We start from the raw sequence: 15201 nt of genomic DNA, 5'->3' as shown, positions 1-15201 counted from the left end.
GTTCACGCTCAGCGCCGTGTCGGTCACGTTTTCCTTATTTATGTTTACTTTCTTTGTGAAACGTTCGTTGAAAGAAAATCGTCTAAGCCCTCTGAACAACCTCCTTTAATAAATCAGAGAAAGGAGAAAACAAATATGTTCAAAACACATGCACTTCGCATAGCAAGTGCCGGTTCTCCGCTGGAGCATACAACGATTGAACGTCGAAAACTTCGAGCGCATGACGTACTCATTGATATCAAATTCTCGGGAATTTGTCACTCCGATATTCATCAGGGTGAAGGGGACTGGGGGGCAGGGATCTTCCCAATGGTGCCCGGGCACGAAATCGTCGGTATCGTGAATGCCGTGGGTTCACACGTGTCAGAATACTCGGTCGGCGATCGAGTTGGTGTAGGTTGCTTAGTAGACTCCTGCCGTATGTGCGAATATTGTTTGTCCGGTGAAGAGCAATATTGCAAAAGGGGAGCTGTATATACCTACAATGGTCTAGATTATGAAGGGAATCCCACTTACGGCGGTTACAGTGAGCAAATCGTTGTGGACGAGGAATACGTGGTTCGTATCCCCGATTCTCTTGGACTTGACGTTGCTGCCCCGTTATTGTGTGCAGGTATCACAACGTACTCCCCGCTCAAGCATTGGAACGCTGGTTCTGGCATGAAGGTTGCCATCGTTGGGATGGGAGGGCTCGGACATCTCGCCGTCCAAATCGCTCACGAGATGGGTGCGAGCGTTACGGTGTTAAGCCAAGGTGAGAACAAGCGAGAAGAAGCTTTCCGCTTTGGTGCCGATCACTATTATGCAACTCGTAATCAGTCTACTTTCACCGAGCTTGCCGGCACGTTCGATTTAATTTTAAACACCGTTTCAGCGAATCTCGATATCGATGCTTATTTATCGTTATTAGGTGTTGGCGGATCACTTGTTAACGTCGGCTTGCCTGCAGAGCCCATATCATTCAATACGTTTTCGATCCTGGCAAGAAAAAACCTTACCGGTTCAAGTATAGGCGGTATTCGAGAGACTCAGGAGATGTTGTATTTCTGTGCTGAACATAGTATCGTTCCCCAGATTGAACTGATTCGTGCAGATGAGGTGCATCAAGCTTGGGATCGGGTTAAACAAGGGGACGTACGTTACCGATTCGTTATTGATATGGCAACGTTGAAACAATAAAGAAACTTCACCAAGTATGTCTTTACATAAAAACATTTTGTTGAAAAACAACAGCGTGTGCCTATGAATACCGCATCTCTTCACTCCGAAACAAGTTGCCGCAACTATGCGATGCGCTTCTTTCGGGTCAGAATACGATTTTGACATAATGAGGGTCACCAAACATCCCGAAAGATAATAGACATTTTAATAGATTTTATTCACTAATGAACAAACTGAGTTCAATTAACAATAGAATTATTAGTGAACTAATGTATAATATAAATCAGATGTACATTAATGAACTTATATTCATTATTTATAGGCGGCTGAATGTTGCAGAGATCCAGCGGCCTCAACTTACCAGATAGAAGGAGTAGAGAAAAACATGTGTAAAACTCGTGTTCTAAGTGTCCCAAGTGCAAAAGCACCATTTGAACAAACTACTATTGAACGGAGAGAATTACGTCCGAACGACATTTTAATCGATATTAAGTTTTGCGGTATTTGCCACTCCGACATTCACAATGCTTTCGATGAATGGGGAGGCGGGATGTTCCCAATGGTTCCTGGTCACGAAATGGCCGGAGTCGTAACAGCAGTTGGAACTGAAGTTACAAAATTTGCTGTTGGCGATCGCGTTGGCGTTGGTTGCTTTGTTGACTCCTGCGGAGAATGCGAATACTGCCTCAACGGTGAGGAGCAATTTTGTACGAAGGGCGTTGTCTTATCCTATAATTCGTTAGACTACGATGGTAATCAAACATACGGTGGATATAGCCAAAAAATCGTTGTAAAGGAAGAGTTCGTTGTCCTTATTCCAGACAGTTTGGATCTGGATGCAGCAAGCCCGCTATTGTGTGCAGGCATTACCACTTACTCCCCTTTGAAAAAATGGAACGCCGGCCAAGGTAAGAAGGTTGCCATTGTGGGGATGGGAGGGCTTGGCCACCTGGCGGTCCAATATGCACATGCCATGGGTGCTGAAGTAACGGTTTTGAGTCAGTCGATGAATAAGAAAAGTGAAGCCCTCGAATTGGGCGCAGATCATTACTTTGCCACCAGTGATCCCGCTTCATTCACCGAGTTGGCTAATCGTTTTGACCTCATCCTGAACACAGTGTCGGCAAATCTTGACGTGGATGCGTATTTATCCATGCTTCGTGTAGATGGAGCGCTTGTGAATGTCGGCGCACCAACTGCGTCGGACAAGTACAATGTGTTTTCCTTGCTTATGAGTCGTCGCAGCATTGCCGGTTCGCTCGTTGGCGGAATTCAGGAAACACAAGAGATGCTCGAGTTCTCCGCTCAACACGGCATTGCCCCTAAAATTGAAGTCATTCGTGCTGACCAAGTAGACGAAGCGTATGAGCGTGTGCTCCGTAGTGATGTGCGGTATCGATTCGTTATCGACATTTCTACCTTGTAACAGTCAAAGATGGAACTCGTGGAGTTACTCATTAACGCTGAACAATACATTGCTGGGCAGAGTCAGACTTGGGTTAAACTCAGTTCGAGTTCCTCATATGAAGACGTATTAAGCCGTTGACTTCAAATCAACGGCTTTTGCGTTACTTGTAATTAAACTATGTTAGGTTATTCTCTAACAACATTTCCAATCAAATTCAGAGTTGTTTATCTAATATCATTCTTAGCGGGTGCGTCCATTGGACGATTTCATGAATTAATGCCCCGTAAATTAAATCACTTGACTTGGAGTTAACTCCAAGGAGTAAACTGCATTTGAAGGAACTAATAACCTATTGGAAAGCGAGGATTCAATCATATGGAATATGTGAAACTTGGAAATACCGGTTTGGATGTATCCCGGCTTTGTCTTGGCTGTATGGGGTTTGGTGTAGCAGAGCGTTCGTTTCATAAATGGGTACTTGATGAAGAGGGCAGCCGTCCAATTATTAAAAAAGCACTGGAGCTTGGGATCAATTTTTTTGATACGGCAAACGTATATGCCGACGGAACAAGCGAGGAAATTGTTGGACAAGCACTCAAGGATTATGCCAATCGAGATGAAATTGTCCTCGCGACAAAAGTTAATGGCCGCATGCATGAAGGTCCCAATGGCGCCGGGCTTTCCCGAAAGGCAATCATGAGTGAGATTGATAAAAGCCTAAAGCGTCTGGGAACCGATTATGTGGATCTGTACCAGATTCACCGCTGGGATTACAATACGCCAATCGAAGAGACGATGGAAGCCTTGCATGATGTGGTGAAGGCAGGGAAGGCAAGATACATAGGCGCTTCTGCCATGTATGCATGGCAGTTTTTGAAGGCCCTACATATTGCCGAGAAAAATGGATGGACCCGGTTTGTATCGATGCAGAATCATTTAAACCTCATATACCGTGAAGAAGAGAGAGAGATGCTGCCGCTCTGTAAGGCTGAAAAAATCGGTGTGATCCCATATAGCCCGCTTGCAGGAGGAAGATTGACAAGAGATCCGCAGGAAACAACGCATCGTTCCGAAACCGATCAAATTGCGAAACAGAAATATGATGCGACTGCAGATGCCGATCGATTGATCGTGGATCAGGTTGCAGCTATCGCCGAAAAACGCGGCGTACCCCGTGTTCAAATCGCGATTGCCTGGTTGCTGCAGAAAGAACCGGTCACAGCTCCCATTATTGGTGCGACGAAAATATCTCATCTGGAGGATGCGGTAGCTGCTCTTTCGATTAGGTTAACCCCTGAAGAAATTGCGTCGTTGGAAGAACCTTATGTACCTCATCGGATAGTTGGGCATCAGTAATTGTGATACGATGAAAAGCTTGAAATATGAAAACGCCAAGAACGCCCTGTTCATTACTTAGGGCGTTCTTGTTCGGAAAGGGGCATTATAGACTCCTCTCTAATAATGTCCCAACTTGTTTTGCCATAACTTGAGGCGGATATGGCATTCCATTTCTTAACCACCATTCTACTACCCCTACGTAAGCAGTCCCAGTAAATTGTACAATAACATCTTCACTTAGATCGGTATTTCTTCCACTCGCTTTATCAATCTCATCATTGAACTCATCCATAAAAAACGCAAGCAGCCGAGTTCGAAAAGAAGGGGCTCCTTTACTCGCTAACATGGTCGAAAAGAACAAATAATTCTGCTCAAAGTATTCAAAAAAGGGCACAGTTGCATTGATAAAGTCCAACTCACATGCCCATTCACACATTTCCCTAAGCTCGTTGATGTGTGCTTCGATGAGTTTATCCAGCAAATCAAATTTATCCTGATAATGAAGATAAATGGTCCCGCGATTTACGTTTGCCCGGTCGGCAATATCCTGAATGGTAATATCATCGAAATTTTTTTCTGTCATCAGTTCAATAACAGCTTTTTTAATCGATTCTTGCGATTTGAGTATTCTCCGATCCACTTTTGTCATCGTTATAATTCACCAAGCTCTCTTAGATAATTAACATTTTTGAATGCTGTGTTGAGTTATCAACATAAGCCGTTTTTTTAACCATTGAAAGCATCCTATTTGTTTCTATAATAATAAACATAAGTTGATTTATCAATCTGTATAGAATATTCAACATTTATTGATTTGATCAATTAAGCGAAAATTTTCGAAGGAGGGCAAGCAAATGTCGAATTCAAAGGAGCTTACTGGTGCACAGATAATGATTGGAGATTTTGCGCCAAAACTTGTCCAATTAACCGACGACGTCTTATTTGGAGATGTGTGGGAGCGAAAGGAACTTTCTCCTCGTGATCGCAGTTTAATTACCGTCTCCAGCTTGATTGCGGGTGGAAATACAGAACAACTGAAATTTCATTTAAGTAAGGCAAAGGAGAATGGTCTATCGGAAGAGGAGCTTATCGAAGTCATTACCCATCTTGCTTTTTATGCTGGTTGGCCGAAGGCGATGTCTGCGATTATGGCAGCAAAAGATCTGTTCTCAAAAGAAAGGTAGATACATCGAGGCGGCAGCAAAAGTGAAAATAGTTTAACCATTTGAAATAGTCTTACGCCACATTGATCGACAACGGCAAAAGAACAACTCGTTCGATTCGAATTAATTCAACCGATGTATAACCTGGTTAAACGTCAAACCGAGATCGAAATTTTGCCGCTCGCCATTTCCGAGCAAATTGGAGTAACGGACCACTGAAGGCAGTGGTCCGTCTCTTTCTCTTCAAGAAATAGGGTCATATACGTGGAGAGGATCCTAAAAAAATGAGCACTACCTTGAAAATTTATATGCTTGCCACCATTACTTTCTTGGTCGCGACATCGGAGTTCATCATAGCAGGCATTCTGGACAAAGTAGCTGCCAACGCAAATATCTCGGTCTCGGCGGCGGGGCAACTGATCACAGTATTCGCAATTGCCAACGCAATCGGTTCCCCGATTGTCATGATGGCCACGGCGAACCTGGAACGGCGTACACTGCTTATACTGTCGCTCGCTATCCTGGTACTCGGCAGCCTTGCGACAGTTACCCTTTCTGGTTTTGGTTTTCTCATCTTCTCTCGCGTTTTGCTTGCTGTAGGAAGCGGCGTCTTTGGCGCCATCGCCAAGACTGTCGCATCAAAACTGGCGTCACCTGAACGTCAGGCTGGAGCGATTGCTACCGTTATAACGGGATCAAGCGCAGCCCTCATTGTCGGCGTTCCCATTGGTCGTGCTGTAGCCGCATCGTATGATTGGAAGGTCATTTTTGTAGGTATCGGTATTCTTAGCCTGCTGGCGATCTTCGCTGTTTCACGAACGATTCCTTCCACAATTGAGGCAGCCGTCGTCCCTCTGAGCAGGCAGCTTTCCCTTTTCAAAAATCCGAAAATTTTAACCGCTCTTGCTGTAACGTTCTTCTGGCAGTTAGGCTATGCAGTGCTTTTCGCGTATATAGCACCGTTCCTGTTAACCGTTACATCTATGAGCGAACGGGAGATAAGTGTTGCGCTCTTTGCCTTCGGAATCGCGACCCTAATGGGTTCCAAGTTCGGCGGATTCTTGACGGATCGTATCGGCATCCCCCGGACACTTGTAGGAGGGATGGCTATCCATGTTGTTACTCTTGTGCTGCTTTCCACGATCACCGGATCAACCTTTATTGCCATTCCGTTACTTATGCTATGGGCTTTTTCGGCGTGGTCATCTGGCCCGGGTCTACAATATAACTTAGTCTTGCTCGCCCCTGAAGCTTCAGGAATCATGCTTAGCCTATTCGGTTCCATCTTACAGCTAAGCATAGCCGTGGCCGCTGGAATAGGGGGGATGGCTGCAGGAAGCTCATCGATGCAAGCGGTCAGTTGGATCGGGGCTTCATCGGTCGCGATTGCATTAGGTCTAGCGGTAGTCTCCTTTAGCCGTACACAATCGTCTCATGGCGATACGGTTAGCAGTCCAAGGTAACAGAACTTAAGAAATCTGGGACAGAAAGAGGATTATATATGATGAAATTGATCGAAAAAGGAACTTTTGCTCATTCCAGTATGTTAAAAAGGCGTTGTACGTAACTGTGTCATTACATCAAAAGATGCCTTTGGAATTCAGAGGACATTACCGTATATGATTCTGTTTTAGATGGAGAATATCAAGGGTGGTATTCCAAAAGTCTAAGACTGGTGAACTGCAAAATTATAGGAGCACAGCCTCTGTGTTATGCCGAAAACTTAATACTTGAAAATTGTGAAATGATCTAATGAGGTGTACAAGAAGAAGATAAATCGATCGCTGAATGTGAATGAGGTGGCAGAACCGAATGATTTTGGGATCGAGGCTTTGATTGCTGCCAATACTGAGGGTGAAGACTGGTTAAATCAATTATTAGCCTATTTAAAAAGGAATCGAGATTATTTCCTTTCCTTCATGAAGGAAAGGATTCCGAAGCTAAAGGTTGTGGTGCCTGAAGCTACTTATCTAATGTGGATTGATTGCAAAAGTCTTGGCATGTGTTCAAAAGAGCTCTGTAATAAACTCTATGAAGAAGCCGGCCTAAGAATTAGTGACGGCCGCACATATGGTGAAGCAGGAGAGGGGTTCATTCGTATTAATATAGCTTGTGCCAGAGCGTCGTTATTGACCGAGGGATTAGCAAGGCTGGAGAAAATCGTAAATTCAATACGATGATTTGCCCGAAGGTCTCGAAAAGGTTCACCCAAGGAGGAATGAAACATGGAACGCTTATGGACGAAGTCGTTTACTCTTATGACTATAGGAAACCTATTCTTATTTAACGCATTTTATATGCTGTATCCGACTCTGCCGCTGTTCATCAATCAGATGGGCGGCAACGAATCGCAGGTCGGTCTGGCGATGGGCGCGTTTATGCTGTCTGCCGTTATTTTCCGGCCGCTCGTCGGCGGACTGCTGGACCGGTTCGGCAGGCGCCCGTTTATCGTCTGGGGACTGCTTCTCTTCATCCTGGCAATGTATATGTATGACTGGGTCGGGGGAATTCTCGTTCTGATGGGGCTTAGAATCTTGCACGGGATGAGTTGGGCCTTTTCCACAACCGCCACGATGACGGCGATTACGGATATGATCCCGTCCACCCGCCGCGGCGAGGGAATGGGGTGGTTTAGCACGTCCATGACCCTGGCTATGGCAATCGGCCCGATGTTCGGCATTTGGGTTACACAGAACTTATCGTACAGCTCTTTGTTTTTATTCGCCGTCGTCCTCTCTGCTATAGCGCTGCTCTTGATGTTAGGTGCAAAAATGCCTTTCCGGCCGCAAACGAGCGGCAGAAGAATCGAATTGTTCGAAAAATCGGTCTTGCCCGTTGCGGCATCGGTCTTTTTTCTGTTTATCGCTTATGGCGGCATTACCACCTTTGTACCGCTGTTCGCTGAGTCGATACAGGTTAATTCCGGCGCGTTCTTTATGGCCTTTGCTGCAACACTTGCACTCAGCCGTCCCATTTCGGGAAAACTTTCTGATCGGTACGGAGAGAATTTTGTCATTGTACCGGCACTTGTGATTACGATTTGCGCATTGATTGTCTTGAGCCTCTCGACCGGTTTGATCGGCGTGCTAATATCGGCGGTACTCTATGGCACCGGCTTCGGTTCCGCGCAGCCGGCTCTTCAAGCGGCAACGATACGTCTGGCCCGTCCGGACCGTTTAGGGGTTGCCAATGCCTCTATATCGACTGCTAATGACCTTGGCATCGGACTAGGTGCGATTATGTTAGGCTGGGTCTCCCAGTACACGAGCTACCAGGCAATGTTCACGGTCAGCGCAGTGTCAGTAGCGTTTTCCTTGATGCTGTTTATTTTCTTTGTGAAACGTTTGTTGAAAAACAAAGTACCGTCCCCTCTGAATACCAATCCTCTTCCTTCGAAACAAGTTGACGCGGTTTCCAAATAAGCTCGGGCAGTCTCTTATAGATGTTCACGAAATTGTACTCAATCAGACGGAAACATTGATGTAACAATGTGTATACTCAATAGTAAATACCAATAGTCCGTTGGACTACTCTGAAAATAATGGATAACATTTACCAAAAAAAGGCAACACGAAACTAGGCGCAGCTTAAGTAATTTTAATAAGCTGCGTCTTGCTGTCAGAAGTATTGCGCTCCTAGAGATCAACGTTTTTCTATTGGCGAGTCAAAAGTTGGCAGGCGATGCACATGATGGAGTGCGCAACGATGGTGGCGGTTCACTGGTAATGGCAAACCAATTTCTTAATCCTTGCAAGAAGCTGGGTTAAGGTATTGGTTTTTGTGTGTTTCCAGGCTCTTTTGGACGGACTTCTCACTAGCTTTTAAATAGCTTATAATTATCAGAAAATCGTTGATATTTTAATCTATAAATAATTGTAATACACTATGATATTGTTATAATTGAAACAGAATAGGTGTGTGACTAGGTCGCCCCTTGGCTTAGTGTGACGCCAAAGCAGGAGCGCCTACAAATTTCAGGGTATAAGGATGGTAAAAATGAGCAGCAGAGAAGCTAAAACAGACGTCATCTTAATTGGTGCCGGAATCATGAGTGCGACTTTAGGGACACTTCTGAAAGAATTAGTACCGGAATGGAAAATTACAGTGTTTGAGAAGCTCGAGAATGCTGGAGAGGAAAGCTCTAACGAATGGAATAATGCAGGAACAGGGCACGCGGCACTGTGCGAGCTTAACTACACTGACGAAAAACCGGACGGATCTATAGATATTAGCAAAGCTATCAAAATTAATGAACAGTTTCAGCTTTCTATGCAGTTTTGGTCTTATCTTGTAAACAGCAAGCTGATACGTAATCCGCAGGACTTTATCATGCCATTGCCTCATATGAGTATGGTACAAGGAGAACAAAATGTAACATTTTTAAAGAAACGTTTTGAAGCGATGTCAGATAATCCTCTGTTTCAAGGGATGGAATTTTCCGATGACCCTAGAAAACTGATGGAGTGGATTCCGCTTATTATACAAGATCGTCCATCGAATGAACCTATAGCAGCAACAAAAATCGATTCTGGAACTGATGTCAACTTTGGTGCTTTAACGCGCATTTTGTTTGACTACTTAAAAAGTAAAAACGTCGATATCAAATACAAAAATAGCGTTGATAATATTAAACGTACTAGCGACGGCTCGTGGGAATTGAAAGTACGAAACGACAGCGGTAACGTCGAACGCCATACTGCAAAATTCGTCTTTATCGGAGGCGGGGGAGGAAGTCTGCATTTACTGCAAAAATCCGGTATTCCTGAAGGAAAACATATTGGAGGATTTCCGGTAAGCGGAATCTTTATGGTGTGTAATAATCCGGATGTTGTAGCGCAGCATCATGCAAAAGTATACGGCAAAGCTAAGGTTGGAGCTCCTCCAATGTCTGTTCCGCATCTTGACACAAGATTTATCGACAATAAAAAATCGTTGCTTTTTGGACCGTTTGCCGGCTTCTCACCAAAATTTTTAAAAACCGGATCAATGTTTGATTTGGTAACTTCCGTAAAACCGGATAATCTTATAACGATGTTGTCGGCAGGTGCAAAAAACATGTCATTGACAAAATACCTGATCGAGCAAGTTATGTTATCGAAGGAAAAGCGCATGGAAGAGTTACGAGAGTTTATCCCAAACGCCAAAATCGAGGATTGGGACTATGTAGTAGCGGGCCAACGTGTACAAGTTATCAAAGATACTGAAGCTGGCGGCAAAGGTACACTTCAATTTGGTACGGAAGTAATTAGTGCCGCTGATGGCTCGATTGCAGCATTACTAGGTGCTTCCCCAGGTGCTTCTACTGCTATTCACGTGATGCTTGAGGTAATTAATAAATGCTTCCCGCAACATATGAAAAAGTGGGAACCGAAAATTAAAGAAATGATTCCTTCTTATGGCGTGTCACTAATGGAAAATCCAGAGCTTCTGCACGAAATTCAAACTTCAACAGCAGCTACGCTTGGTCTAAGCAAAAAAGAGCGAGTCTATATTTAATTCAGGGTTATTCCGATGAAATTTTAGGGGTGTATTTAGGTGGCGACAAAAGGTCAAAACTTTAAAACGTACTCTGAAGATACAATGCATGAAACCATTCGTCTGCATGTAGAAGAGAAATGGACAAATAGCGGTCTTGAAACGGATGCTTTTGCAGCCGTAATGAGGGAATAGAATCAACGGAAAGCATTTGACTGAGATCAGTTGAATGCTTTTTTTATTCGACAGACCCATTATCACAGTGCAAAATAAATGTAATACGATAAGTAACCGGTAGCCCTCGTTTTTTTTGGGAATAATTACTGCCGTTGGATGCACTTCTTGACTAAAAACTAAATAATGGACCTTCATTAAGCTAACTGGACACGATTGTTCAATTCATCTACAGCAACGGCTGCCGAATCACTCCGGCAGCTGTTCGATTACAGTAAGAAGCTGCCGGAAGTAATGGCCCAAATATAGAGTAGCCACCGAGAAGGTTTCTTCATGTTTTGCCGTAATACGAACCAAGGAGCACAGCGATTCCTAGATTTAATTAAAACTATGATAGGTTACTGTCTAGTAAAATCCCCACTTGTTTTTCCATGACCCGAGGCGGATATGGCATTCCATTAGCAAACCACCATTCAACGAGTCCTACATAAGCAGGAGCAAAAAATTGCAAAATAAGATCTTCGTTTAATCCACGTACTTTAGCTTCTGTCATCTCCCATCCTTCACGTATATCCTCAATAACAAATTCAAGAAATCGGCTGCGAAAGAATGGAGCCCCTTTACTCGCGATCATTATCGAAAAGAAAGAATAATTCTTTTCAAAATACTCGAACCAGCTAATATTACTTTTACTTGATACGACCGATTCCGGGTAGCAGATTTCACGAAGCTCATTGATATGTTCTTCAATGAGTTTATCCAACAAATCAAATTTATCCTTGTAGTGAAGATAGATCGTTTTACGGTTAACATTTGCTCTGTCGGAGATATCCTGGATCGTAATGTGATCAAAATCCTTTTCCGTCATCAATTCAACAACAGCCTTTTTAATCGCTTCTTGTGTTTTTAGAATCCGTCGATCCACTTTAGACATGCGAAAGTCACCAACTTTCAATAAATAATCCACATTATTGTTGATTCTGTTACTTATTCCGCAAATGGCCTCCATCTGGTCATTGCGGAAATGCTGTCTCTAATATAATAATACACATATGGGGATTAAGCCATCAATGTGTAATAATTATTCAAATCATAAGGAGGGGCTCATGGTTAGACGGAAAGATTTGTTAGTATGGATTTTGACAATAGGCGTTTTCGGTATCCTCAGCACTGAAATGGGTATAATCGGCATATTGCCTCAAATTGCTGAACACTTTGATATCAGCATATCCAAAGCAGGATGGTTGGTCAGTGTCTTTGCACTCGCGGTCGCAATTTCTGGTCCAACTATGCCAGTAATGTTTTCGGGTATAAACCGAAAGAAAGTTATGCTGCTTGTTCTTGGTATTTTTATTTTAGGTAACATTGTGTCCATTTTTGCAACGAACTTTACGATTGCATTGATTGCTCGTGTGATCCCAGCCTTTTTCCATCCTATTTATTGTTCTTTGGCTTTGACCGTAGCTGCTGCCACCGTCAGCAAGGAAGAAGTTCCAAAAGCTATTTCTAAAGTCATGTTGGGTGTATCGGCAGGTATGGTACTTGGCGTACCAATCACCAGTTTTCTTGCCAATCAAGCTTCGTTAGCAATGGCGATGTCATTCTTTGCCATCGTTAACGCAGCAGCCTTCATTGCGACCATACTGTTTGTCCCATCCATTCCGGTTAAGGAAAGACTTTCTTACGGGGTTCAAACAAGTGTATTAAAAAGACCCATGCTGTGGCTGTCTATTGCTGCTGTAGTATTAATCATGTCGGGAGTATCCGGGGTCAGCAGTTACATTGCAGACTATCTTGATACGGTCAGCCATATATCCGGAACAACTTTAAGTTTCGTGTTATTTCTATATGGTTTAGCAAGTATTGTTGGAAATATTCTGGCAGGGAAACTACTTACGAAAAATGCCATGAAATCTGCAGCCTTCTATCCGATCGTTTTGGGTATTGTGTTTATCTTGGCATTCGTGGTTGGGAAGTACTCCGGTTCTATGGTCGTCTTCATTGTTTTGGTTTGGGGAGTCATATTTGCAATAGGAAATAACATTAGTCAGTATTTGATCGCGTCATCTGCGACGGAAGCTCCTGATTTCGCAAATGGATTGTTTCTGACAAGCGGCAACCTAGGGGGGACAATCGGCACGGCTGCAGGTGGATTAATAATATCAGGAATGGGTACTGAATACCTCGTTTTAGGGGGAATCCTGTTCTTGATCTTGAGTGCAGGATGCATTTTCTTTAGAAACTACCGGTATAGTGCTGCAAAAGAGCTTTCCAAATTAAATTATTAATCACCATACAACGAAAGAGAGGGCAATCAAATGAAATATGCGAAACTTGGAAATACGGGTCTAGATGTATCCCGGATTTGTTTTGGTTGTATGGGCTTCGGTGACCCTCAGGGGGCGCTTAAATGGGGGCTGGATGAGGAGCAAAGTCGCCCGGTTATTAAGAGAGCTTTAGAATTAGGTATTAATTTTTTTGATACGGCAAATGGGTACTCAAACGGCTTGAGCGAGGAAATTTTAGGACGGGCGTTAAAAGACTACGCTAATCGCGATGAGATCGTCATCGCAACCAAAGTTTTTGGCCGCATGCATCAAGGTCCAAACGGTGCCGGACTTTCCCGCAAGGCAATCATGAGTGAAATCGATAAAAGCTTAAAACGCCTGGAAACTGATTATGTAGATTTGTACCAGATTCACCGATGGGATTACAATACGCCCATCGAAGAGACAATGGAGGCCTTGCATGATGTAGTGAAGGCCGGGAAGGTTAGATACATCGGTGCTTCCGCTATGTACGCTTGGCAGTTCCAAAAAGCGCTGCATGCCGCCGAGCGAAATGGATGGACGCGGTTTGTAACCATGCAGAATCATTTAAACCTTATCTACCGTGAAGAAGAGAGAGAGATGCTGCCGCTTTGCAGGGCTGAAAAAATCGGGGTGATCCCTTATAGCCCGCTTGCAGGAGGCAGACTGACCCGTGGCCCAGAGGAAACAACGCTTCGCGGAGAAACCGATCAGATTGCCAAGCAAAAATACGATTCGACTGCAGATGCCGATCGATTGATTAAGGATCAGGTTGCGAAAATCGCAGAAATTCATGGTGCTTCCCGCTCTCAAATCGCGCTAGCCTGGCTATTGCAGAAAGAACCGGTAACGGCTCCTATTGTCGGCGCGACGAAAATATCGCATCTCGAGGATGCAGTTGGTGCTCTTTCGATCACTTTATCCCACGAAGAAGTTACGCAGTTGGAAGAACCGTATGTACCTCACCGTATCGTAGGTCATCAGTGAAAACGAGTCGGGGTAATGGAGGAAACGGTGGCCCGTTCCTGCAAAACCTTGAATAGGACGAGATAGCGGGAAGCTTACCAATGAACAAAACGCTATCGGATAGCCATAAGTCTTCTTCTCTGACTGACCATCCGGCTTGAATATCATAACAAACGAGCTGACCTTAGCAGCACACAGAAAGGACACTTGACATATGACACAAACAATTGGATTTATCGGAACCGGCCCGATCAACAGTACATTGGCGCGCTTCGCCGTTGCTGCTGGATTGGACGTCATCGTTAGCAACTCCCGTGGTCCTGAAACACTTACCGGGATTATCGCCGAACTTGGTGACCATGCACGTGCAGCTACCGTCGAAGAGACCAGTGATATCGTAGTAGTGTCGATCCCCTACACATGTATGACAAACTCCCTACCGAGGCGTTCGTCGGGAAGATCATCATTGACACCATGAATTACTACCCTCAGCGCAACGGGCGCTTCGAAGAGCTTGAAGATCGTACGCTGACATCAAGTGAAATGGTACAACGGAACCTTAAAGGCCCCCATTTACGTTCTTCCATACGTTGGTGAACCTCCTGCAGGACTGACCTAGGAGGAAAGAAGAGTTTGGTTCCGAGAAGATCGGAGTATGCGGGTGACAGCAGACAAGGTACGAGAGCTCGCTGCTCAAACGAAAAAAACCGATCGTGTGGGTGCTTACTTCGAAGATCTCCCCTCAGGTTTGATGGATTGATGAACAAAGAAAAGGTGGTATTACGCCCGGTTGGATTATATCCAGTCAGGCGTTTTTTTCGTAGAATGTGGGTACGACCATGAAGATAATAAAGAAATATTCGACAAAGTTATATCAACTTTACGTAAGCAAAGGTAGAGTAAATCAGCGGACGAATGAGAAAAGAACCTTAGTAAGAATGTACCTGTGTGTTATTGCTATTGGACGAGCAATCTTCTTGATTGAAATCAATTAGCCCTAGAGCATTGCATCCGTTTTGTACGTTCTCAAGCCGAATTGGAGAGGTGGAGAAGGCAGTTTTTTAGAACCGAATGACAATAACTAAGCAGTCCTGACACTTAACAAAACTGAGTCATCATCATAAAGCTTGGGCATTATCGCGCTGAGGCTTTTTAACATGCAGTCAAGGAACCAAATGGGGCATAATATCAATAGTTGACAAACATA

At 44.1% G+C, this 15201-nt stretch carries 15 protein-coding genes; 13 read left to right on the top strand and 2 right to left on the bottom strand.

What is annotated here, in order from left to right; translation table 11 throughout:
- Positions 1-135 precede the first annotated feature (135 nt).
- From AC0YNZ_RS04975 to AC0YNZ_RS04965, 3 genes are all read left to right on the top strand, one after another.
- The gene (locus AC0YNZ_RS04975; RefSeq protein ID WP_475825586.1) at positions 136-1179 is read left to right on the top strand and encodes an NAD(P)-dependent alcohol dehydrogenase; all 1044 of its coding nucleotides are present in this window, start codon (positions 136-138) and stop codon (positions 1177-1179) included.
- Between the two features lie 367 nt (positions 1180-1546).
- Positions 1547-2587 carry an NAD(P)-dependent alcohol dehydrogenase gene (locus tag AC0YNZ_RS04970; RefSeq protein ID WP_475825585.1) on the top strand — a complete coding sequence of 347 codons (1041 nt, stop codon included), beginning with the start codon at positions 1547-1549 and terminating at the stop codon, positions 2585-2587.
- Between the two features lie 357 nt (positions 2588-2944).
- Positions 2945-3925, top strand: coding sequence for an aldo/keto reductase (locus AC0YNZ_RS04965; protein WP_475825584.1), 981 nt, complete (start codon positions 2945-2947; stop codon positions 3923-3925).
- Between the two features lie 85 nt (positions 3926-4010).
- Here the strand turns inward: AC0YNZ_RS04965 and AC0YNZ_RS04960 are convergent, their stop codons facing one another.
- Positions 4011-4556, bottom strand: coding sequence for a TetR/AcrR family transcriptional regulator (locus AC0YNZ_RS04960; RefSeq protein WP_475825583.1), 546 nt, complete (start codon positions 4554-4556; stop codon positions 4011-4013).
- Positions 4557-4761: 205 nt separating this feature from the next.
- Between AC0YNZ_RS04960 and AC0YNZ_RS04955 the strand changes: the two genes are divergently transcribed.
- The 7 genes from AC0YNZ_RS04955 (at position 4762) to AC0YNZ_RS04925 (ending at position 10740) form a co-directional block, all read left to right on the top strand.
- Positions 4762-5091: a carboxymuconolactone decarboxylase family protein gene (locus AC0YNZ_RS04955; protein WP_475825582.1), complete on the top strand. Its 330-nt coding sequence runs from the start codon at positions 4762-4764 to the stop codon at positions 5089-5091.
- Positions 5092-5354: 263 nt separating this feature from the next.
- Positions 5355-6533: an MFS transporter gene (locus tag AC0YNZ_RS04950; RefSeq protein WP_475825581.1), complete on the top strand. Its 1179-nt coding sequence runs from the start codon at positions 5355-5357 to the stop codon at positions 6531-6533.
- A gap of 104 nt (positions 6534-6637) precedes the next feature.
- Positions 6638-6823 carry a DUF3737 family protein gene (locus tag AC0YNZ_RS04945; protein ID WP_475826138.1) on the top strand — a complete coding sequence of 62 codons (186 nt, stop codon included), beginning with the start codon at positions 6638-6640 and terminating at the stop codon, positions 6821-6823.
- A 46-nt stretch (positions 6824-6869) separates the two neighbouring features.
- Positions 6870-7250 carry an aminotransferase class I/II-fold pyridoxal phosphate-dependent enzyme gene (locus tag AC0YNZ_RS04940; RefSeq protein WP_475825580.1) on the top strand — a complete coding sequence of 127 codons (381 nt, stop codon included), beginning with the start codon at positions 6870-6872 and terminating at the stop codon, positions 7248-7250.
- 45 nt (positions 7251-7295) lie between these two features.
- Entirely contained in the window at positions 7296-8492 is a 1197-nt protein-coding gene (locus AC0YNZ_RS04935; protein ID WP_475825579.1) for an MFS transporter, read from the top strand.
- Between the two features lie 574 nt (positions 8493-9066).
- Positions 9067-10566, top strand: a complete 1500-nt coding sequence (locus AC0YNZ_RS04930; protein WP_475825578.1) for a malate:quinone oxidoreductase — start codon at positions 9067-9069, stop codon at positions 10564-10566.
- A 39-nt stretch (positions 10567-10605) separates the two neighbouring features.
- Positions 10606-10740 carry a hypothetical protein gene (locus AC0YNZ_RS04925; protein WP_475825577.1) on the top strand — a complete coding sequence of 45 codons (135 nt, stop codon included), beginning with the start codon at positions 10606-10608 and terminating at the stop codon, positions 10738-10740.
- Positions 10741-11107: 367 nt separating this feature from the next.
- Here the strand turns inward: AC0YNZ_RS04925 and AC0YNZ_RS04920 are convergent, their stop codons facing one another.
- Entirely contained in the window at positions 11108-11653 is a 546-nt protein-coding gene (locus tag AC0YNZ_RS04920) for a TetR/AcrR family transcriptional regulator (protein WP_475825576.1), read from the bottom strand.
- A gap of 172 nt (positions 11654-11825) precedes the next feature.
- On the opposite strand from AC0YNZ_RS04920, the gene AC0YNZ_RS04915 reads away from it, so the two are divergent.
- The 3 genes from AC0YNZ_RS04915 to AC0YNZ_RS04905 all read left to right on the top strand — a co-directional run bounded on the left by AC0YNZ_RS04915 (position 11826) and on the right by AC0YNZ_RS04905 (position 14472).
- Complete coding sequence (locus AC0YNZ_RS04915) at positions 11826-13007, top strand: MFS transporter (protein ID WP_475825575.1); 1182 nt, start codon at positions 11826-11828, stop codon at positions 13005-13007.
- A gap of 30 nt (positions 13008-13037) precedes the next feature.
- Positions 13038-14015, top strand: coding sequence for an aldo/keto reductase (locus tag AC0YNZ_RS04910; RefSeq protein ID WP_475825574.1), 978 nt, complete (start codon positions 13038-13040; stop codon positions 14013-14015).
- A gap of 193 nt (positions 14016-14208) precedes the next feature.
- A complete protein-coding gene (locus AC0YNZ_RS04905; RefSeq protein WP_475825573.1) occupies positions 14209-14472 on the top strand; it encodes an NAD(P)-binding domain-containing protein in 264 nt (87 codons plus the stop codon).
- Positions 14473-15201: the final 729 nt, after the last annotated feature.

This window comes from Paenibacillus sp. J2L1-98 (assembly GCF_056269405.1).
This window is presented reverse-complemented; position numbering and strand designations above follow the sequence as displayed.

Bases quoted from the DNA above. Each gene is read 5' to 3' on its own strand.
- AC0YNZ_RS04970 (WP_475825585.1), top strand. From the start codon at position 1,547: ATGTGTAAAACTCGTGTTCTAAGTGTCCCAAGTGCAAAAGCACCATTT.
- AC0YNZ_RS04935 (WP_475825579.1), top strand. From the start codon at position 7,296: ATGGAACGCTTATGGACGAAGTCGTTTACTCTTATGACTATAGGAAAC.
- AC0YNZ_RS04910 (WP_475825574.1), top strand. From the start codon at position 13,038: ATGAAATATGCGAAACTTGGAAATACGGGTCTAGATGTATCCCGGATT.
- AC0YNZ_RS04950 (WP_475825581.1), top strand. From the start codon at position 5,355: ATGAGCACTACCTTGAAAATTTATATGCTTGCCACCATTACTTTCTTG.
- AC0YNZ_RS04960 (WP_475825583.1), bottom strand. From the start codon at position 4,556: ATGACAAAAGTGGATCGGAGAATACTCAAATCGCAAGAATCGATTAAA.
- AC0YNZ_RS04955 (WP_475825582.1), top strand. From the start codon at position 4,762: ATGTCGAATTCAAAGGAGCTTACTGGTGCACAGATAATGATTGGAGAT.
- AC0YNZ_RS04915 (WP_475825575.1), top strand. From the start codon at position 11,826: ATGGTTAGACGGAAAGATTTGTTAGTATGGATTTTGACAATAGGCGTT.
- AC0YNZ_RS04965 (WP_475825584.1), top strand. From the start codon at position 2,945: ATGGAATATGTGAAACTTGGAAATACCGGTTTGGATGTATCCCGGCTT.
- AC0YNZ_RS04920 (WP_475825576.1), bottom strand. From the start codon at position 11,653: ATGTCTAAAGTGGATCGACGGATTCTAAAAACACAAGAAGCGATTAAA.
- AC0YNZ_RS04930 (WP_475825578.1), top strand. From the start codon at position 9,067: ATGAGCAGCAGAGAAGCTAAAACAGACGTCATCTTAATTGGTGCCGGA.
- AC0YNZ_RS04905 (WP_475825573.1), top strand. From the start codon at position 14,209: ATGACACAAACAATTGGATTTATCGGAACCGGCCCGATCAACAGTACA.
- AC0YNZ_RS04975 (WP_475825586.1), top strand. From the start codon at position 136: ATGTTCAAAACACATGCACTTCGCATAGCAAGTGCCGGTTCTCCGCTG.